19 protein-coding genes and 2 pseudogenes are annotated in these 18,626 nt (G+C 70.3%); 9 read left to right on the top strand and 12 right to left on the bottom strand.

Features of this window, described 5'->3' with window-relative positions; genetic code table 11:
- Positions 1-6: 6 nt before the first annotated feature.
- Positions 7-1,494 (top strand): SCO6880 family protein, encoded by a 1,488-nt coding sequence (locus tag QUE40_RS14175; RefSeq protein ID WP_198499353.1) that lies wholly within the window; start codon positions 7-9, stop codon positions 1,492-1,494.
- A 99-nt stretch (positions 1,495-1,593) separates the two neighbouring features.
- Here QUE40_RS14175 and QUE40_RS14170 read toward each other — a convergent pair.
- Positions 1,594-2,758: pseudogene (locus QUE40_RS14170) on the bottom strand (IS3 family transposase).
- A gap of 314 nt (positions 2,759-3,072) precedes the next feature.
- Between QUE40_RS14170 and QUE40_RS14165 the strand changes: the two are divergent.
- From QUE40_RS14165 to QUE40_RS14140, 6 genes are all read left to right on the top strand, one after another.
- Complete coding sequence (locus QUE40_RS14165) at positions 3,073-4,359, top strand: site-specific integrase (protein ID WP_289231365.1); 1,287 nt, start codon at positions 3,073-3,075, stop codon at positions 4,357-4,359.
- Between the two features lie 88 nt (positions 4,360-4,447).
- Positions 4,448-5,422 (top strand): thioredoxin-disulfide reductase, encoded by a 975-nt coding sequence (trxB, locus tag QUE40_RS14160; protein ID WP_162230359.1) that lies wholly within the window; start codon positions 4,448-4,450, stop codon positions 5,420-5,422.
- On the top strand, positions 5,419-5,745 hold the full coding sequence (gene trxA / locus QUE40_RS14155) for a thioredoxin (RefSeq protein ID WP_198499360.1): 327 nt from the start codon (positions 5,419-5,421) through the stop codon (positions 5,743-5,745). Before trxB ends, trxA begins: the two co-directional genes overlap by 4 nt.
- A complete protein-coding gene (gene arsB / locus QUE40_RS14150; RefSeq protein WP_162230357.1) occupies positions 5,742-6,842 on the top strand; it encodes an ACR3 family arsenite efflux transporter in 1,101 nt (366 codons plus the stop codon). Before trxA ends, arsB begins: the two co-directional genes overlap by 4 nt.
- Positions 6,839-7,840, top strand: coding sequence for a metalloregulator ArsR/SmtB family transcription factor (locus tag QUE40_RS14145; RefSeq protein ID WP_013864596.1), 1,002 nt, complete (start codon positions 6,839-6,841; stop codon positions 7,838-7,840). The genes arsB and QUE40_RS14145 overlap by 4 nt, the downstream gene beginning before the upstream one ends.
- 15 nt (positions 7,841-7,855) lie before the next feature.
- On the top strand, positions 7,856-8,260 hold the full coding sequence (locus QUE40_RS14140) for an arsenate reductase ArsC (RefSeq protein ID WP_013864597.1): 405 nt from the start codon (positions 7,856-7,858) through the stop codon (positions 8,258-8,260).
- Positions 8,261-8,395: 135 nt separating this feature from the next.
- Here QUE40_RS14140 and QUE40_RS14135 read toward each other — a convergent pair whose 3' ends face one another.
- The 7 genes and pseudogenes from QUE40_RS14135 to QUE40_RS14105 form a co-directional block, all read right to left on the bottom strand.
- Positions 8,396-8,704, bottom strand: a complete 309-nt coding sequence (locus QUE40_RS14135; RefSeq protein ID WP_013864598.1) for a hypothetical protein — start codon at positions 8,702-8,704, stop codon at positions 8,396-8,398.
- Positions 8,701-10,614 (bottom strand): heavy metal translocating P-type ATPase, encoded by a 1,914-nt coding sequence (locus QUE40_RS14130; protein WP_198499359.1) that lies wholly within the window; start codon positions 10,612-10,614, stop codon positions 8,701-8,703. Before QUE40_RS14130 ends, QUE40_RS14135 begins: the two co-directional genes overlap by 4 nt.
- Entirely contained in the window at positions 10,611-10,970 is a 360-nt protein-coding gene (gene cmtR / locus QUE40_RS14125) for a Cd(II)/Pb(II)-sensing metalloregulatory transcriptional regulator CmtR (RefSeq protein ID WP_007633539.1), read from the bottom strand. The genes QUE40_RS14130 and cmtR overlap by 4 nt, the downstream gene beginning before the upstream one ends.
- A 48-nt stretch (positions 10,971-11,018) precedes the next feature.
- Entirely contained in the window at positions 11,019-12,224 is a 1,206-nt protein-coding gene (locus tag QUE40_RS14120) for an MFS transporter (RefSeq protein WP_289231364.1), read from the bottom strand.
- A gap of 28 nt (positions 12,225-12,252) precedes the next feature.
- The gene (locus QUE40_RS14115; protein ID WP_289231363.1) at positions 12,253-12,864 is read right to left on the bottom strand and encodes an NAD(P)/FAD-dependent oxidoreductase; all 612 of its coding nucleotides are present in this window, start codon (positions 12,862-12,864) and stop codon (positions 12,253-12,255) included.
- 83 nt (positions 12,865-12,947) lie between these two features.
- Positions 12,948-13,316 (bottom strand): annotated as a pseudogene (locus QUE40_RS19380) (NAD(P)-binding domain-containing protein); the annotation flags it as partial.
- Complete coding sequence (locus tag QUE40_RS14105) at positions 13,313-14,632, bottom strand: FAD-dependent oxidoreductase (protein WP_092918849.1); 1,320 nt, start codon at positions 14,630-14,632, stop codon at positions 13,313-13,315. The gene QUE40_RS14105 and the pseudogene QUE40_RS19380, both read right to left, overlap by 4 nt.
- Before the next feature lie 88 nt (positions 14,633-14,720).
- Here QUE40_RS14105 and QUE40_RS14100 point away from each other — a divergent pair, with 88 nt between their 5' ends.
- Positions 14,721-15,065, top strand: coding sequence for an ArsR/SmtB family transcription factor (locus tag QUE40_RS14100; protein WP_092918847.1), 345 nt, complete (start codon positions 14,721-14,723; stop codon positions 15,063-15,065).
- Positions 15,066-15,088: 23 nt separating this feature from the next.
- Entirely contained in the window at positions 15,089-15,685 is a 597-nt protein-coding gene (locus QUE40_RS14095) for a GNAT family N-acetyltransferase (RefSeq protein ID WP_162230354.1), read from the top strand.
- 13 nt (positions 15,686-15,698) lie between these two features.
- Here QUE40_RS14095 and QUE40_RS14090 read toward each other — a convergent pair whose 3' ends face one another.
- From QUE40_RS14090 to QUE40_RS14075, 4 genes are all read right to left on the bottom strand, one after another.
- Positions 15,699-17,168, bottom strand: coding sequence for an ATP-binding protein (locus tag QUE40_RS14090; RefSeq protein ID WP_198499356.1), 1,470 nt, complete (start codon positions 17,166-17,168; stop codon positions 15,699-15,701).
- On the bottom strand, positions 17,165-17,521 hold the full coding sequence (locus tag QUE40_RS14085) for a hypothetical protein (protein ID WP_162230352.1): 357 nt from the start codon (positions 17,519-17,521) through the stop codon (positions 17,165-17,167). Before QUE40_RS14085 ends, QUE40_RS14090 begins: the two co-directional genes overlap by 4 nt.
- 120 nt (positions 17,522-17,641) lie before the next feature.
- Positions 17,642-18,193 (bottom strand): hypothetical protein, encoded by a 552-nt coding sequence (locus QUE40_RS14080; RefSeq protein ID WP_289231361.1) that lies wholly within the window; start codon positions 18,191-18,193, stop codon positions 17,642-17,644.
- On the bottom strand, positions 18,190-18,606 hold the full coding sequence (locus tag QUE40_RS14075; RefSeq protein WP_289231360.1) for a hypothetical protein: 417 nt from the start codon (positions 18,604-18,606) through the stop codon (positions 18,190-18,192). Before QUE40_RS14075 ends, QUE40_RS14080 begins: the two co-directional genes overlap by 4 nt.
- Positions 18,607-18,626: the final 20 nt, after the last annotated feature.

The following is an 18,626-nucleotide window of genomic DNA, read 5'->3' as shown; positions in this document are numbered from 1 at the left end:
ACCGCGATGGCCACGAAACACAGCACGGGGGACAGCAGCGCCCAGGCCGGGTCGGGGGCGGAGCTGGTGCCGGTGAAGTTCAGCCGCCTCACCCGCCGGGGCGTGCTGCTGGGCCTGTCCGCGTCGCAGCTGGTGACCCTCGGGATCGGGGTGCTGACCCTGGTGGGCGCGTTCTACGCCGGCGGCGGCATCCTCATCGCCGCCACCGCCCCGGTGTGGGTGCTGTCGGTCGTGCTGACCTGGATGCCGGTCGCCGGCCGCCCGGTCGTGGAATGGATACCCGTGGCTGGCTGGTGGCTGTGGCGCAGCACCGGCGGGCAGCTCGCCTACCGGCGCCGGATCGTCGCCCCCAGGCCGGCGGGCACGCTCGCCCTGCCCGGCGACCAGGCGAGGTTGCGCGAGCACGTCGACCCGGAGACCGGGGCCGGGATGATCCACGACCCGCACCAGCACACCCTCACCGTCGTCTGCGAGGTACGGCATCCCGCGTTCGTGCTGCTCGACCCGGCTGAACAGCACCGCCGTGTCACCGCCTGGGGCAGGGTGCTGGCCACCGTGTGCCGGTCCGGGCGGATCGCGACCTTGCAGGTGCTGGAGCGCACCCTGCCGGATTCGGGCACCGGGCTGGCGGAATGGTGGGCAGCGCACGGCACCCGCGACGGCTCCTGGGCCGCGACGACCTACCAAGAGCTGATCGAGCGGGCCGGTCCCGCCGGGGAGCGCCACGCCACCACCCTGTCCCTGTCGCTGGACATGCAGGCCGCCGCCCGGCAGATCAGGACCGCCGGCGGCGGGCTGCGCGGGGCCGCCGCCGTGCTCCGCCAAGAGATGTCCACCCTCACCGCCGCGCTGCGCTCGGCCGACCTGACCCCGGCCGGGTGGCTCACCCCCGGCCAGGTCGCGGTGATCCTGCGTTCCGCCTACGACCCTGCCGTGGCCGCGACGCTGGAGCGGCACGGGGAGCTGGGCCAGTCCCTCGCCACGGCGGGGCCGGTCGCGGTGACCGAGACCTGGACGAGGCTGCACACCGACTCGGCGTATCACGCGGTGCTGTGGGTCAGCGAATGGCCACGGTCGATGGTGTATCCGGGGTTCCTCGCCCCGGTCGTGCTCTCCTCCGGGATCGGGCGGGCACTGTCGCTGATCTACACGCCGATGCGCACCGACCAGGCCGCCCGCGACATCCGCAAGAAGAAGGTCGAACACATCTCGGATGCCGCCCAACGACGACGGATCGGGCAGATCGAGGACGCCGCGCAGACAGCCGAATACGAGGACGTGCTCCAGCAGGAGGCCGACCTGACCGCCGGGCACGGGGTGCTGCGCGTCACCGGCCTGGTCGCGGTCTCCGCGCCCACGGACGAGGAACTGGATGCGGCGGTCTCAGCGATCGAGCAAGCCGCCATCCAAGCCTCCTGCGAAACCCGCCGCCTGGTCGGCCAGCAGGCCGCCGCGTTCACCGCCGCCGCCCTGCCGCTGGCCCGCCACGTGTGACGACGTTCAGCCGTTCTGCTGGGTCACCGTCGTTCGCGAGAAGTGAGCATGTTCGGGAGCAGTATGGGACTGCCGCACGCTCAGGTGACAGTTGGGGTGTCAGGCCGCGAGATCCACGGCGGGGTTCATGATGGTCTCGTATTCGATGGGGGTCAATCGGCCCAGGCGGGCCTGTCGGCGACGACGGTGGTAGGTGCGTTCGATCCAGGTGATGATCGCGATGCGGAGCTCTTCTCGAGTCCGCCAGCGCTTGCGGTCCAGGACGTTCTTCTGCAGCAGCGCGAAGAAGGACTCCATCGCGGCGTTATCTCCGCCGGCACCGACTTGGCCCATCGATCCGATGAGGTGATGACGGTTCAGGGCGTGCACGAACTTCCGTGACCTGAACTGAGATCCGCGGTCCGAGTGCACGATGCACCCGGCGGCGTCACGACGCCTGGATATCGCGTTGTCCAGGGCGTTCACCGCGAGGCGAGCCTTCATCCGGTCGCTGATCGAGTAGCCCACGATCCGGCCGGAGAACACGTCTTTGATCGCGCAGAGATAGAGCTTGCCCTCATCGGTCCAGTGCTCGGTGATATCCGTCAGCCACAGTTCGTTGACGTCATCGGCGGAGAAGTCCCGCTTCACGAGATCGTCGTGAACCGGCGGGCCAGGGCGTTTCCCGTCTTCGCCCGCTTCTTCCCGAACACCGACCACCATTGGTTGTCCCGGCAGATCCGCCACGCGGTCCGCTCACTCATCACCTCTCCCGCTTCCGCGGCCTCTCCGACCAGGAACCGGTACCCGTACTCGGGATCGTCGCGGTGGGCGTCCAGCAGGGCGTTGGCACGATACGCCTCGACGAGTTCGGCCCTGGTGAACTGCTGTTTCCGCCAGCGGTAGTAGGGCTGACGGGAGAGCTTCAGGACCCGCAGGGACACCGCGACAGGGATCCCGTCGCAGGCGAGCTCGCTCACGAGCGGGTACCACCTTTTCCCGGCAGGTTCGCCTGGGAGAGGTAGGCCGCGGCACGGCGGAGGACCTCGTTCTCCTGCTCGAGCAGCCGGATCTGCTTGCGCGCCTCGCGCAGCTCGGTCGACTCTTCCCGGCTCCTGCCGGGGCGGTTGCCGTCGTCGATGTCAGCTTGGCGGATCCATTTGTGCAGCGTCATCTCGTGGACGCCGAAGTCCTTCGCGATCTGCGCGAGAGTGACGCCATCCTCACGGGACCGGGCCACGCGCACGACGTCCTCGCGGAACTCCTGGGGGTAGGGAGCGGGCATGGTGCACATCCTTCCAGGCCGCCCAGCGGGCAAGCCAGATCAGATGTCACCTATCCGTACGGCAGTCCCGCTCCTGCCGCGATTGCCTCGCTTGGGGCGTCTACCGGCAACGCAACTGGCGGTGCTGGAAGTGCCGCTGGTGGTTCACGCACTACCCGCAGGGCGAGTGCGTCTCCTGCCACCGCGAGGTCACCATCGGTGAGCAGGGCTACTGCCGCCTCTGCCTGGAAACCGCCCGCTACCACCAGACGCCTGGTGAACCGCTCGACCTCGACGCGGCCCGCACGTACGGCCAGCAGTTCTTCCTCGCCTCGATGAACGACTCCCGTCAGCCCGCAGAACTCCACCTGCCGATGGCGGTGAGCATCCGCGAAGCGCTCAAGGTCATCAACACGCCGCCGCCGACTCCCGCCAGCTACCAGCCGGTCCTGTTTCATATCGACCCCGACCCCGAACGCCTCCGTCAGCGCTCCAACGAGATCCGGCTGCGCGACATCACCAGCCGCACCGACCACTTCCTCTACGCCCGAGCCCGCGAGTACGCCTGGAGCAAGCGACAGACCAACCAGGTCAGGCGCACCCTGAAAGTCCTGCAGCTCGTGTTCCCCGGCGCGAATCTGCGCTTTCGCGCCTCTGACATCCTCGCGATGCGCAGCTACGACGACGGCAGCAACATCCGCTCCACCATCGAAGTCCTCGAAGACGCCGGGCTCCTCATCGACGATCGGGTGCCCTCGTTCACCAAGCTCTTCGAACGCAAGACCCATGCCCTGCCCGAGCCGATGCGATCCCAGCTCGAGCTCTGGCGCGACATCATGGTCGACGGCTCCAAGACCCCGCCGCGCCGTCAGCCCCGCGACACGAGGACCGTCAAAGGCCAGATGTACGGCATCCTCCCCGCGATCACTCGCTGGGTCGACGACGGGCGCACCAGCCTCGCAGGGATCAGCACCGAAGACATCCTCGCCGCCCTCCCTGACGACCCCTCCCGTCGCCATACGATGCTGCTCGGCTTCCGCAGTCTGTTCACGATCCTGCGCGGCCGCAAGCAGGTCTTCACCGACCCGACGAATGCGATCCCGCTGCGCGGCCCGCGGCGCAACACACCGCTGCCAATGGAGCCCACGGCGATCCGCGACGCACTGGTCAACCCCGACCCCGCAATCGCGTTGGCCGTCTCGCTCGTCGCCTTCCACGCCCTGACCACGCAGCAGGTCCAGCACATCCAACTCACCGACATCATCGACGGACGTCTGCGAATGCCCGACGGCCGCTTCATCCCGCTCGCGAAACCTGTCCGCGTCCGCCTGAGCGCGTGGCTCGACCACCGTGCCCAGCGCTGGCCGGAAACGAAGAACCCCTACCTGCTCGTCACCGTCCAGACCGCGCCCCGTCTCCCGCCGCCCGGCCGGAACTTCCCCTGGAAGAAGGCCGGAGTGACAGCCCAGGCCCTGCGCACCGACCGGGTTCTCTACGAAATCGAGCAGACCGGCGGCGATGTCAGGCGCATCTGCGACCTCTTCGGCATCGGCATCGAGACCGCGCTGCGCTACTCCCACACCGCCACGGGACCGCAGAACATCACGGCCGACAGTGCGTAGCCGCCTCAGAAGATGAACCTTCGGCAAACACCACCCAGATGCGCCTCGCCGACTTGCCGCGTGCTTCGATAAGCGTCAATATAGATACATGTCGAATCAAGAGGTCGAGTTGGTCATCGTCGGGTCCGGTCCCGCCGGGTACACCGCGGCGGTCTACGCTGCTCGTGCGGGGCTTGCCCCGGTCGTGATCGCCGGCTCGGTGACCGCGGGCGGGGCGTTGATGACGACGACCGAGGTGGAGAACTTCCCCGGCTTCGTCGATGGTGTGCAGGGTCCGGAGTTGATGGAGTCGATGCGGGCGCAGGCTGAACGGTTCGGCGCTCAGATCGTCTACGACGACGCGACCCGCCTCGACCTCGACGGCGACGTGAAGATCATCGAGACCGGTGCCGGGGCCACGTATCGGGCGCGGGCGGTGGCCCTGGCGATGGGCTCCGCGTACCGCAAGCTCGACCTCCCCGAGGAGGACCGCTTGTCCGGGCACGGAGTGTCCTGGTGCGCGACGTGCGACGGGTTCTTCTTCCGCGACCAGGAGATCGCCGTGGTCGGCGGCGGAGACTCCGCGATGGAGGAGGCCCTGTTTCTCACCCGGTTCGCGTCGAAAGTGACCGTCGTGCACCGCCGGGACGAGTTCCGGGCGTCGAAGATCATGGCGCAGCGCGTGCTGGACGACCCGAAGATCGAGGTCGCCTGGAACAGCGAGGTCGCCGCGATCCTCGGCGACGAGCAGGTCACCGGGCTCACGCTGCGCGATAGCGTCACTGGGACCGAGCGGAGACTCGACGCGACGGGGGTGTTCGTCGCGGTCGGGCACGACCCGCGTTCAGATCTCGTGACCGGCCAGGTCGACACCGACGCGGACGGGTACGTGCGGGTCGCGCACCCGTCGACGCGGACGAACCTGGCCGGGGTGTTCGCGGCCGGGGATCTCGTCGATCACACGTACCGGCAGGCGATCACCGCCGCGGGCACCGGCTGCGCGGCCGCACAGGACGCCCAGCACTACCTGTCGAACCTTGCTCCCGCCACCGTTTCCGCACCTGTTCTGGAGGTTTCCGCATGAGCACCGTCACCCCCGTCACCGACGCCACGTTCCGGGCCGAGGTGCTCGACTCCGAGCTGCCCGTCGTGGTCGACATCTGGGCGGCCTGGTGCGGGCCGTGCAAGGCGGTCGCCCCGATCCTGGACCAGCTCGCCGGTGAGTACGCGGGCCGGGTGAAGATCGTGAAGGTCGATGCCGATCAGAACCCCGAGACCGTGACCGCGGCCGGCGTGACCTCGATCCCGACCCTCGGGTTCTACCGGAACGGGGAACGGGTGGACGTGTTGATCGGCGCGCACCCGAAGCCCGTCTACGCGACGAAGATCGAGGAGCTGCTCGCATGACCGACACCGTGACCCGCACCGCACCGAAACGGCTCTCCACACTCGACAAGTGGCTGCCGCTGTGGATCGGCCTCGCCATGGTCGCCGGTCTCCTCCTCGGCCGGTTCGTGCCTGTGCTCTCCGACGTGCTGTCCGCGATGGAGGTCGGTGGGATCTCGGTCCCGATCGGGCTGGGCCTGCTGGTGATGATGTATCCGGTGCTCGCGAAGGTCCGCTACGACAAGGCCGCCGCCGTCACCGGAGACAAGAAGCTCCTGGTCTCTTCGCTCGTGCTGAACTGGCTCGTGGGGCCGGCGGTGATGTTCGCCCTGGCCTGGATCTTCCTGCCGGATCTGCCCGAGTACCGCACCGGGCTGATCATCGTCGGGCTCGCCCGCTGCATCGCGATGGTCGTGATCTGGAACGATCTGGCCTGCGGTGACCGGGAAGCGACCGCGGTGCTGGTGGCGATCAACTCGGTGTTCCAGGTCGTCGCGTTCTCCCTGCTGGGCTGGTTCTATCTCACCGTCCTGCCGGGCTGGCTGGGGCTGGACACGCAAGGGCTGGAGATCTCGGTCTGGCAGATCGCGCTGAATGTGCTCGTCTTCCTCGGCGTCCCCCTCGCCGCGGGGTTCGCCTCGCGGTGGATCGGCGAGAAGCGGAAGGGGCGCGACTGGTACGAGGAGACGTTCCTTCCGAGGGTCGGGCCGTGGGCGCTGTACGGCCTGCTGTTCACGATCGTGCTGCTGTTCGCCCTCCAGGGCGAACAGGTCACCTCCCGGCCGATGGACGTCGCCCGGATCGCGCTGCCGCTGCTGGTCTACTTCGGCCTGATGTGGTTCGCGGGGCTGCTGCTCGGCAAGGGCCTCGGTCTCGGCTACGCACGGTCGACGACGCTCGCGTTCACCGCGGCCGGGAACAACTTCGAACTGGCCATCGCGGTCGCCATCGGCACCTTCGGCGCGGCCTCCGGGCAGGCCTTGGCGGGGGTCGTCGGCCCGCTCATCGAGGTGCCCGTGTTGGTGGGGCTGGTCTACGTCTCGCTCTGGGCGGCGAAAGCCTGGTTCCGCACCGACCCCTACACCACCGAATCCACGATCGAATCGAGGACGTCATGACCGACACCGCTGTCCTTCCCGACGCCGAGGCGTGCGCGCCCTCCGCGATGCACGCGATCGGCGCCGACGCAGCTGCGACTGTGGCCGGGGCGCTCAAGGCGCTGGCGGATCCGCTGCGGCTGCGGATGCTGTCCGCGATCGCGACCGACCCGCGCGGCGAGTCCTGCGTGTGCGATCTCGCGGAGCTCGCCGACGTGTCCCAGCCGACCGTCTCCCACCATCTGAAGGTGTTGAAGGAGACCGGGATGCTGCGGTCCGAGCGGCGCAGTACGTGGGTCTGGTACCGGATCGCGCCGGGCAAGCAGCGCGCCGTCGCGGCACTCCTCGACGCGTTCGCACCAGCGGCAGTCGCCGACGAGCCGGAGGACGCTCAGGCGCGAGTTGAAGCGTTGCGGCAGATGGACGCCCGCGTGACCCGGCTCGCCGAGGAACTGGCCAACGAGCTGACCGGGCTGCACCGTGATGTCGTGATCGCGATCGTGCGCGAGTCCTACGCGGGCCTGGTGCGGTCGGCGAAGCTGACGCAGCACATGATCCCGCTGACCGAGCGCTTCGCCCGCCAGCGCCTCGCCGACCTCACCCGGGATCGGTCTTCGGGGGTGCCGCAGGTGCTGTTCGTGTGCGTGCAGAACGCGGGCCGTTCCCAGCTCGCCGCCGCCATCGTCAACCAGCTCGCCGACGGCCGAGTGATCGCCCGTTCCGCAGGCTCGACCCCGGCGTCGGACCTGCACCCGCACGTGCGCTCCCTGCTCGTCGAGATCGAAGGCGAGCAGGAGGCTCGGGATGCGTTCCCGAAGCCGCTGACCGACGACGCCGTCCGCGCCGCGGACGTTGTGGTGACGATGGGCTGCGGCGACGTGTGCCCGATCATCCCGGGTGTCCGCTACGAGGATTGGGCCGTCGGCGACCCCGCCCTCGCCTCCCCGCAAGGGGTCGACGCGATCCGACACGACATCGAGTCCCGCGTCCGCGCCCTCCTCGCGACCCTCACCGACTGAAAGAAGCCAAAGATCATGACCGTTCAGCAGCCCTCTGTCCTGTTCGTCTGCGTCCACAACGCCGGCCGCTCCCAGATGGCCGCCGGCTACCTCCGCCACCTCGCCGCAGGCCGCATCGAGGTCCGCTCGGCCGGGTCCATGCCCGCCGAGCAGATCAACCCCGTGGCCGTCGAAGCCATGCGCGAGGAAGGGATTGACATCACCGCCGAGCAGCCGAAGGTGCTCACCACCGAGGCGGTGCAGGCCTCCGACGTGGTGATCACGATGGGCTGCGGCGACGCCTGCCCGTTCTTCCCGGGCAAGCGGTACGAGGACTGGAAGCTCGACGACCCCGCCGGACAGGGCATCGAGGCGGTGCGCCCGATCCGCGACGAGATCAAGGGGCGCATCGAAGCGCTCTTGGCAGAGCTGCTCGTCTGAGGGAGTGTGAGCGCCGGAGGGGCAAGCAACATCGGCGCTTGCCTCTCCCATGCTCTTGAGGGAGCTCAATCCATGCGGGGAACATCGTTGTGCCGCGGGTGTGGCCCGCTAATTGCGTCCCCAGTGGTTGTCGCTCTATCGAGAAGCGCCTCGCAGCGCTGCTTCGATCTGCTCCGGCGTGGGCGCTCCGGCGAATCCGCTTTCCGTCGAGTAGACGCGGCACGCGAGCGAGCGGACCGGTGCGGTCGGGAACAGGTCGACGCCGTCGACGAGGAGCGTGGGTGATCCTCCGAACGGAGAATTCGTCGCTTCGGCCTCGGTCCGGATGGCTACCAGTTCGACGGCCACGTCCACAAATCCGATAGCGTCCAGCGCAGCACGCGCGTTGGCTTCGGCGATGTCCGTGTTCGGGCAGTCGAGGATGTGCAACAGTTCGACCTTCATGCGATCCGCTCTTTTCGGGTCCGAGCCGCGCGGAGCCCGTTGAGGATGACGACGACCTCGGCGATCTCGTGCACCAGCACCACCGCGGCCAGCCCCAGCACGCCGAACAGGGCCAGCGGCAGCAGGACGGTGATGATCAGCAGCGACAGGATGATGTTCTGGTTGATGATGTGCCGTCCGCGGCGGGCGTGGTCGAACGCTCGCGGGAGGAGTCGCAGGTCGTGGCCGGTGAAGGCGACGTCGGCGGACTCGATCGCGGCGTCGGAGCCGGTCGCGCCCATCGCGATGCCGATGTCCGCGGCGGCGAGGGCGGGGGCGTCGTTGATGCCGTCGCCGATCATCGCGACCGAGCCGTGCTTGCCCAGCTCGGTGATCGCGGCGGCCTTGTCCTCGGGGCGCAGCTCGGCGCGCACGTCCTCGATCCCGGCCTGCGCGGCCAGCGCCCGGGCGGTGCGGGCGTTGTCGCCGGTGAGCATGGTCATCCCGACGCCCTGGGCGGCGAGGGTGCGGACCACCTCGGGGACTTCGGGTCGCAGCTCGTCGCGGACGCCGATCGCGGCGACCGGGACGTCGTCGCGGTGCACGATCACGACGGTCATGCCCTGCTCCTCCAGGCCGGCGACCTGGTCCTTGAGCGTCCCGGCGTCCAGCCAGCGGGGGCTGCCGACGGTGACCCGGGCCTCGTCGAGGGTGCCCTCGATGCCGTGCCCGGCCTGCTCGGTGACCTCCAGGGCGGCGGGGGCTCCGGGTGCGGCGGCGGTGATCGCGGCGGCCAGCGGGTGGGTGCTGTGCTGCTCCAGGGATGCCGCCCAGGCCAGGGCCTGCGCCTCGGTCACGCCGTCGGCGGTGAGGACGGCGGTGACGGCGGGCTCGTTGCGGGTGAGGGTGCCGGTCTTGTCGACGGCGACGTGGCGGATCACGCCGAACCGCTCGAACACGGCACCGGACTTGATGATCACGCCGAACCTGCTCGCCGAGCCGATCGCGGCGACGACGGTCAGCGGGACGGAGATCGCCAGCGCGCACGGCGACGCGGCGACGAGCACCACGAGGGCGCGGGTGATCCACAGCTCCGGGTCGCCCAGCAGCGAGCCGATGACCGCGACAAGGGCGGCGAGGATCAGCACGCCGGGCACGAGCGGACGGGCGATGCGGTCGGCCAGGCGGGCACGGTCCCCCTTCTCGGCCTGCGCCTGCTCGACCAGCTCCACGATCGTGGTCAGCGAGTTGTCGGTGCCCGCCGCGGTCGTCTCGACCTCCAGGGCACCGGCGGTGTTGATCGCCCCGGCCGACACCGCGTCGCCGGGCTCGACCTCCACCGGGATCGACTCCCCGGTGATCGCCGAGGTGTCCAAGCTCGACCGGCCCGCACGCACGATCCCGTCGGTCGCGATCCGCTCACCCGGACGCACGAGCATCAGCTGACCAACGGCCAGATCCTTCGCGGCGACCTCCACGGACGCGCCGTCCTGCCGGATGGTCGCGGTCTCCGGGACCAGCTTGAGCAGCGCCCGCAGCCCGCCGCGGGCGCGGTCCATGGCCTTGTCCTCCAGCGCTTCGGCGATGGAGTACAGGAACGCCAGCGCCGCGGCCTCCTCGACGTAGCCGAGGATGACCGCGCCGACCGCGCTGATCGTCATCAGCAGCCCGATGCCCAGCTTGCCCGTGAACAGCTTCCGGACCGCGCCGGGCGTGAACGTCGACGCGCCCAGCAGCAGGCCGATCCAGAACGCCACCAGCGCCGGGATCTCCGCGCCCGTCCATTCCAGGACCAGGCCCGTGCCGAAGGCGACGCCGGAGAGCACCGGGACCATGATCCCGCGGTCCCGCCACCATGGACGCTCCCGCTCCTCCTCGGCCTCCTCAGCGACCTGGGTGTCGGGCTCGTCGCAGCCGCACGCCGCGCTCACGCGCCCGCTCCCGTCCCGCAGCAGCCCGGCACCGTGCACTCGGCGTCCACGCACGGCGCGTGCTCGTCCACGGCCAGCGTCACGTCCACCAGCGCCGTGAGCGCCGCCGCGAGGTGCGGGTCGGCGATCTCGTAGCGCGTCTGCCGACCCTCGGGCTCGGCGACCACGATCCCGCAGTCGCGAAGACAGGTCAGGTGGTTCGACACGTTCGACCGGGTCAGCTCCAGCTCGCGCGAGAGCACGGCCGGGTAGCTCGGGCCGTCCAGCAGGGTCATCAGGATCCGGGAGCGCGTCGGGTCCGCCATGGCCCGGCCCAGCCGGTTCATGACGTCGAGACGCGAAGCAATAGTCAGCATACGCTAAATTATACAGTGAATGCTGACCTATTGTCGGCTCCGATGACCTCAACCTCGACTATGAACGCCACGCGGCGGGAGGAGTGGCTGCTCCGCGCAGGCCCTCGTCCACACGCTGGCGATCATCAGGGCCGTCCCGACTGCAGCCAGGGCGGTCAGGACGGCGAATGCCCTCGCGTAGCTCCCGGTCACCTCGGCGAGGACGGCCCCGGCGAACGGGGCGAGGGCGGCGGCCAGCAGGACCGGGAGGCCGAGGACGCCGGAGAGGTGGCCGTAGGCGCGCTCTCCCCAGCGGTCGGTGATCGCGGTCGCCTGCAGCAGCGTGGCGATCCCGCGGCCGACTCCGGCGAGCATCGACGCCGCGATCAGCAGGCCCACCGGGCCCGGCACCACGGCCAGGACCAGCGTGCTCGCAGTCACCAGGATGAACACGGCGGCGGTGCGCGCGGTCAGCGAGGCCCGGTGCGCCAGGCCGGTGTAGACGAGGCGTCCGGCGACCTGGCCGACGCCTCCGAGGCCGAGCACCCAGGCTGCGGCCCGGGCGTCGAGGCCGCGCTCGAGCATGAGCGGGACCAGGGCCAGCAGGCCCGTGTACATGGCCAGCGACGCCGCGGTCAAACCGCCCGTGAGCAGCCAGAACCGCGCGCTGCGCAGGACCGCGACGGCATGGGCGCTGTCGGCGGCGGGCGCGTCGCGATGCCCGCGCGCGGGCCAGGGGCGTCGCAGCAGGAGCCAGTGGGCCGGCACTGTGACGACGGCGAGGGTGGCTGCCGCCCACAGGTAGGTCGCCCGCCAGCCCAGCTGCTCGCCCGCGACCGCCGTCAGCGGCGCGAAGACCGTACTGGCCAGGCCCGCGACGAGCGTGAGCGTGGCCAGCGCCCCGAGACGGCGTGCGTCGAACCAGCCGGTGACCGCGGCGAACGCCGGCGGGTAGAGCACCCCGGCCATCGCGGCCCCGGCGAGCACCCACCCGGCGACGAAGACCGGCAGGCTCCCTGCCGTCCCGATCACCACGAGAGCCAGGACTCCAAGGACCGACCCGACCGTCATGACCAGCCGCGGTCCGCGCCGGTCGATGACGCGGCCGACCGGGACCCCGACCAGCGCCGAGACCACCAGTGCCGCCGAGAACGCCGAGGTGACGGCCATCGAGGACCAACCGGTGTCGGCGCTGATCCGCGGCGCGAGCACCGGAAAGGCGTAGTAGAGCAGCCCCCAGGAGACGATCTCGGTCACGCACAGCGCCGCCAGCACCGCTCCCAGCGATGGGCGGGGTCCGGGCTCAGGCAACGGCGGCACCCCGCGGCAGCCTGGTCAGGGCGTCGACGACGTGCCGGGCGTCGCGGTGCACCCCGCGCAGCGTGTTCGAGGAGAACGACCGCTGGAACTCCACACCGAGGAAGCCCAGCCCCGGCAGCGCGGTCGAGACACCGCGGTCGTGCCGGGGCCTGCCGGCCCCGTCGAGGACGCCAAACGAGGTCAGGTAGGTCAGGTGCGGCCGGTAGCCGGTCGCGAAGATCACGGCGTCGACCTGCTCCCGGGAGACGTCAGGCCACACGACCCCGTCCGGGGACAACGCGGTGAACATGGGCCGCTGGTCGGGCCGGCCCGCCTCCAGCGCCCGCTTGTACGTGTCGGTCCCGATCACCGGGGTGCCGGTGACGAGCCGTTCGAGGACCGATGGCGGGAGCAGGTCGGCGCGCGTGAGGCGCAGCCACCAGTGCAGGTCGCGTCCGGCGATCATCTGCGGCGCGAACCGCACCCGGTCCCGCACCGCCAGCGACGTCTCCGCGTGCTCGGCGAGCTCGTGGGCCACCTGCACGGCGGAGTTGCCCGCCCCGACGACCACGACCCGCTGCCCGGCGAACTCCTCCGGCGACCGGTAGTCGGCCACATGCAGAACCCGCCCCTCGAATGCCCCCTGCCGGGGATCGCCGGCACGTGGGGATTGCCGAACGAACCGGAAGCGGCGATGAGCGCGTCACCGACCAGGCTGCTCCCGTCAGCCAACTCCACCGTGAACGCCGGCCCGTCGGCGGTGACGTCGACGACGCGGGCATTGGTCCGGACCTCGACGCCGAGCCGGTCGGCGTATCCGCGCAGGTACTCGACGACCTCGTCGCGGCCCGGGTAGCCGTCCGGGTCGCCGGGGAACGGGTACCCGGGGAAGGAACTGAACCGGCGTGGGGAGAACAGGCGCAGGCTGTCGTAGTAGCGCGGCCAGGACCCGACCGGCTCGTCACCGGCCTCCAGGACGACCGGTTCCCAGCCCCGGACGCGTCCGGTGCGGGCTGCGGCGAGGCCGGACTGCCCGCCGCCGACGATCAGCAGGCGGCCCCGGCTCATCTCGTGGTCCTCGCGCCGATCTGGACCAGCTGCGGCGCGGGCGCGCAGCACGAGTCCGAGGCCGCCTGATCGTCCGGGGCGTCGAACAGGCCAGACCCGCCACACACCCCTGTGTCCGGCAGGACGAGGTCGACGCGCGCGGCCGCCTCACGGTCGCCGGCGATCGCCGCAACGACGCTGCGGACCTGCTCGAACCCGGTCAGAGCCAGGAACGTCGGCGCCCGCCCGTACGACTTCGCCCCCACGATGTAGAAGCCCGGCTCCGGGTGTGCGAGGTCCGCCGCTCCCGTGGCACGGACGGAGCCGCACGAATGCAGGTTCGGGTCCACCTCGACAGCGACCTTCGCCGGAGCCTGCAACCGCATGTCGAGATCGAGCCGGATCTCGGACAGGAACGACAGGTCAGGCCGGAACCCGGTCGCGACGAACACGCGCGATGCCGGTTCCAAACGGCGGCCGTCCTCCGCGAGGAGCACAGCCTGCCCGTCCTCGACCGCCACCTCTTCGGTACGGAACCCGGTGACGAGATCCACAAGCCCGTCCTCGACCGCCTTCTTCGCCCGCTGACCCAGCGCACCGCGCTCGGGCAGTTCGTCCCCGCTCCCGCCGCCGAACGTATTGCCGACCGTGCCGCGGCGCAGCACCCAGCTGATCCGCGTCCCCGGCACCCGCTTCGCTACCCGCGACAGTATCCCGATCGTCGTCGCCGCAGAATGACCGTTGCCGACCACCACCACATGCTGACCAGCCAAACCCAGGGCATCCTCGATCGCGGGCATGCGATGCTCCACCAGCCCCGCATGGACTGCAGCCTCCTCACCGAGCGCGGGGAGACCGTCAGCACCCGCGGGACTCCGGGTGTACCAGGTGCCCGACGCGTCGATCACCGCGTCGGTCTCGATCCGCTCCTGCCCACCATCCGTGCGGCGGACGTGCACGACGAACGGCTGCTCCGCTCGCCCGGCATCGACCGCGAGATCCCGCCCCTTGCGCGCCGCTCCGACCACACGAGCCCCATACCGGACCCGGTCGCCCAGCGCGTCCGCAAGCGGGGCGAGATACCCCTCGATCCACTGCGCCCCGGTCGGATAGCCTTTCTCCGGCGCCACCCACCCCGTCGGCTCCAGCAGGCGACGAGACGCCGCATCGGTGAGCTCCGTCCACGGCGAGAACAGCCGCACATGCCCCCACTCCGCAACAGCTGCCCCCGGACCATCACCGGCCTCCAGCACGAGCGGGTTCAGTCCGCGTTCCAGTAGATGCGCGGCCGCTGCGAGCCCCTGCGGGCCTGCACCGATAACGACGACGGAAACCATACCCAACCTCCATACATTGACGTTCTTCAATATGAGCAAGCCTGCCTCACGTATCGACAGATGTCAATGCGTAGGGCAGAATGGAGCCATGAACACCCCCGCGACCATCGAGAGCACCCCCGAAGCCTCGACCTGTTGCATCCCGGGGCAACCGCTCGACGATGCGACCGCACAGCAGCTCGCCCGGGTGTTCAAAGCGCTCGGCGACCCCACCCGGGTCAAGCTCATGGCGATGATCGTCGGCAGCAGCGAGGGCGAGATGTGCGTGTGCGACCTCACCGAACCCGTCGGACTGTCGCAGCCGACCGTGTCACACCACATGAAGCTCCTTGTCGAAGCCGGACTCGTGACCCGCGAGCAACGCGGTAAGTGGGCCTACTACCAGCCCACAACCGACACGCTCGCCACTGCCGCGCGGGCGTTCCTCTCCTGATGCCAGAGTCCCGGTTCCGGCCGATGGTCGAGTCCGACTGGCCCGAGGTCGCGAGCATCTACCAAGCCGGGATCGCCACCGGGCACGCCACCTTCGAAGCTGTGCCGCCCGCGAACTGGGCCGCGTTCATCACTTGCAAACGCTCCGAGCTGAGCCTGGTAGCCCTCGACTCCGCAGATCGGGTCAACGGATGGGTTGCCGCGGCCCCCACCTCAACGCGGACCGCCTATGCGGGCGTCGTCGAACACTCGATCTACATCCACCCGGATGCTGCAGGACAGGGCGTCGGCTCCAGGCTCCTGGCCGCATTCCTCGCCGTCGCCGACCACGCGGGCATCTGGACGGTCCAGTCCTCAATCTTCCCCGAGAACACCGCAAGCCTGCGTCTCCACGAGCGCGCCGGATTCCGCACCGTCGGCAGACGAGAACGCATCGCCCGCATGGACTACGGGCCGCACGCCGGCCGCTGGCGCGACACCATCCTCGTCGAACGCCGCACCCCTGCTGATCCCGCAGGAAGCCACGCTGAGGTTGCATCTTCCGTGAACATGCACACTCACACCTGCCCCAGCGACCTCTCAACCCGCATCTTCACGCCAAATCGACTTCAGGATTCCTGAACTTGCGGGGAATTCAGCTCATGCGGGCGGTGGTGTCGAACAGGTCGTACTCGTCGGGGTGGAGCTGGTGCTGCACGACGAAGGAGCGATCCTTGATCCGCCACAGCCCCTGCCCGGTTCCCAGGGTCGGCAGGAGGGAGCGTTCGGTGCCGGTCAGGCCGAGGGTCTTCGCGGTGGTGCCGAGCTGGTCGGATTCTTGCCGGTAGATGATCCGCGACTCCGCGTTCGCCAACAGGCTGTTGGCCAGCGAGCGCATCGCCGAGCCCTGGTCGCCGACGTTCTCCAAGTCGGTGAGCTTGTGGAAGATGAGCATGTTGCTGATCCCGTAGGCGCGGGCCAGCCGCCAGTGCGCGTCCATCCGCTTCAGCAGCGCCGGCTCGCTCATCAATCTCCAGGCCTCGTCGTAGATCACCCACCGCTGTCCGCCGTTCGGGTCCAGCAGCGCCGATTCCATCCACGCGCTGGAGCAGGTCATCAGCACCGAGATGAGCGTGGCGTTCTCCGTCACCCGCGACAGGTCCAGCGACACCATCGGCAACGTCGGATCGAACACCTCCGTCGACGGCCCATCGAACAGCCCGGACAGGTCGCCGGCGACCAGACGCCGCAGCGCGTGCCCGACCATCCGGCCGTCCTCCGCCAGCCGCCCGTCAGGGTCGTCCGACGGGGTGAGGAGGTGGTCGACGATCATCGGCAGGATCGGCACGTCGTTCTCCCGAACCGTCGCTGTCAGGGCGGTGTCGATCGCGGTGTGCTCCAGCGGGGTCATCGGCCGGGTCAGCACCGTCTCGGTCAGCGCGCCGATCAGGTCACGACGGCGGGAGGCGACCGTCGTCGCCCACTGCGCATCGCTGAGCCCGGTCGGCCGGTAGCCCTCATCGAGCGGGTTGAGGCGGGTGGGCAGGCCGTGGCCGAGCTGGATCGCCCGGCCCCCGACCGCGCGGGCGATCTCGGTGTGCTCGCCTTTCGGGTCGCCCGGCACGTACACCCGCCGCCCGAACGGGAGCGAGCGGGTGTAGAGGCTCTTGGCCAGCGACGACTTCCCGCTGCCGACGATCCCGGCGAGCACCACGTTCGGGGCCGTGATGATCCCAGCCTGGTAGAGCACCCACGGGTCATACACGAAGCTGGCGCCCGAGTAGAGGTTCTGGCCGACGAACACGCCTTCGCTGCCCAGGCCCCCTTCGGCCAGGAACGGATACTGCGCCGCCAACGTCGCGGAGGTGTCCTGATGGCGAGGCAACCGGAACCGGCCCGGGGTCCGCAACGCCACCGGCCCCGCCTCCCCGGCAGCCGGCAGATACTGCGTGGCCTTGCGTTCGGCGCGTTCGGCGCCGGCCTTCGCTTTCGCGGCGGCCACCTCCTGCCGGCGCTGCTCAGCCTGCAACTCTGCGGCGGCACGGCGACGCTGTTTGCGCAGCCGACGACGTTCCGCGGCCGGGGCGACCAGAACGGCGGTGTGCAGGCGCTCCTTCTCGCTCACAGCCCCCACCCCCGACCCCGCGTGACGCCACCGGCGGCAGGCGCCCCGGCCGGGTCTATGCGGGTCATCTCGTCGGCGGCGCGAGCCGCGCCGGCCAGCCGGCCTCTAGCCTCGTCCAGGGCGGTGCCGGCCTGATGGAGCTCATCACCGGCCTCCAGCGCGGTGGGGTGACCGGGGATGGTGTGAGCGGCGGCGAGCCGGTCGAGCACCAGCCGCATCGCCGCGGTCGCATCGCGAAGGTCCGCGATGATCGCAGGCGCCCCCGCTTCGGTGAGCTGGCCGGCGCTCGCGAGGGCGCGCAGATTCCGGGCGGCTTCGGCGGCGTAGGCGGTGGGATAGGAGAAGGTGGGCACCAGGGACCTCCCGAGATGCGGAGCGGACAGGGATGCCGGTCAGGTGCGCCCGGCCCGCACACACGACGGCACCGCCACCCCGTGACCGGGGCGACGGCACCGTTCACGGCGGGGCACCGCTTACAGGCCGAGGCCGCGGTCGCGTTTGACGGCCGCGACGCCGGGATGGGTGAACCACGACCCGTCGGTCTTCGCCGGTCGGCCTTTCCCGGCCGCAGCCGGAGCCTTGCGCCCGCCAGCCGCCGCAGCGGATGCCCCGAGCGCTCTGGTCGACCGGGACGCGGCGGCCCCGGTGGCGCCTCCCGCTCCTGCCGCAAGCCCGCCGGACGCTCCCGCCGCGCTTGCAGCGCCGCCGACGTTCGGGCCGATGGGCCCAGCCGTGTGGGATTCGGGGTCGAGGCGGTCTTCGGGCGGGATCGGGTGGCGACGGTAGAGGCCGACGTGCCCCATGTCGGGGTTGTAGGTCAGCGTGTACTCGCCGGCGGCAGCCTCCTGGTCCAACGGTCCGGCGGGGAGGGTGTCGTAGACATAGCCGTTCTCCATCGCCGCATCGGTGGTCTCAGCGCCGTAGTCGAAGCCGGACAGGTGCTCGATTGCGGCGTCCGGGCCGTGGCGGTCGATCATCGACAGCACCGCGTCGGCTTCCTCGCCCTGGAGGAACACGATGTTCACCCACCGCGAGACCGCCTCGGCCCCCGCTCCAGGCTCGCGGCGGCCGATGGCGCGGGCGGCCCGGGTGCGGGGTGCCAGGCGATCCGCCCGGCGGCCTGCATGGCGAGGTTCAGCCGTTCCTCCACCGCATCGAGTCCGGCGGCCGCGTCGAAGAGCTGCCTGGCGGCCTGGTGGGCGTCCCGGATGCCCGCGGCCTGGTCGCCGTGGTCATCGAAGGCGCGGCCCTCGTGCCGGTTGTGCTGCTGGGCGATCTGCGCGAGGGACTGCTGCATGGAACGCACCCCGGACAGCAGGTTCCCCATCATCGTGTAGGCGTCCTCGGGATGGGCGAAGTCGCGGCTGGCGTGCGCCAGACCGCGCAACGCCTGCGACGCTTCCTCAGCGTCGGCGACGGGATCATAGAATGTAGGCACGGTTCCTCCCTCAGCTTCTG

Source organism: Barrientosiimonas endolithica (genome assembly GCF_030296655.1).
GTDB lineage: Bacteria > Actinomycetota > Actinomycetes > Actinomycetales > Dermatophilaceae > Barrientosiimonas > Barrientosiimonas humi.
Note: the sequence above shows the minus strand (reverse complement) of the source record. Positions and strands in the feature narration are given on the sequence as shown.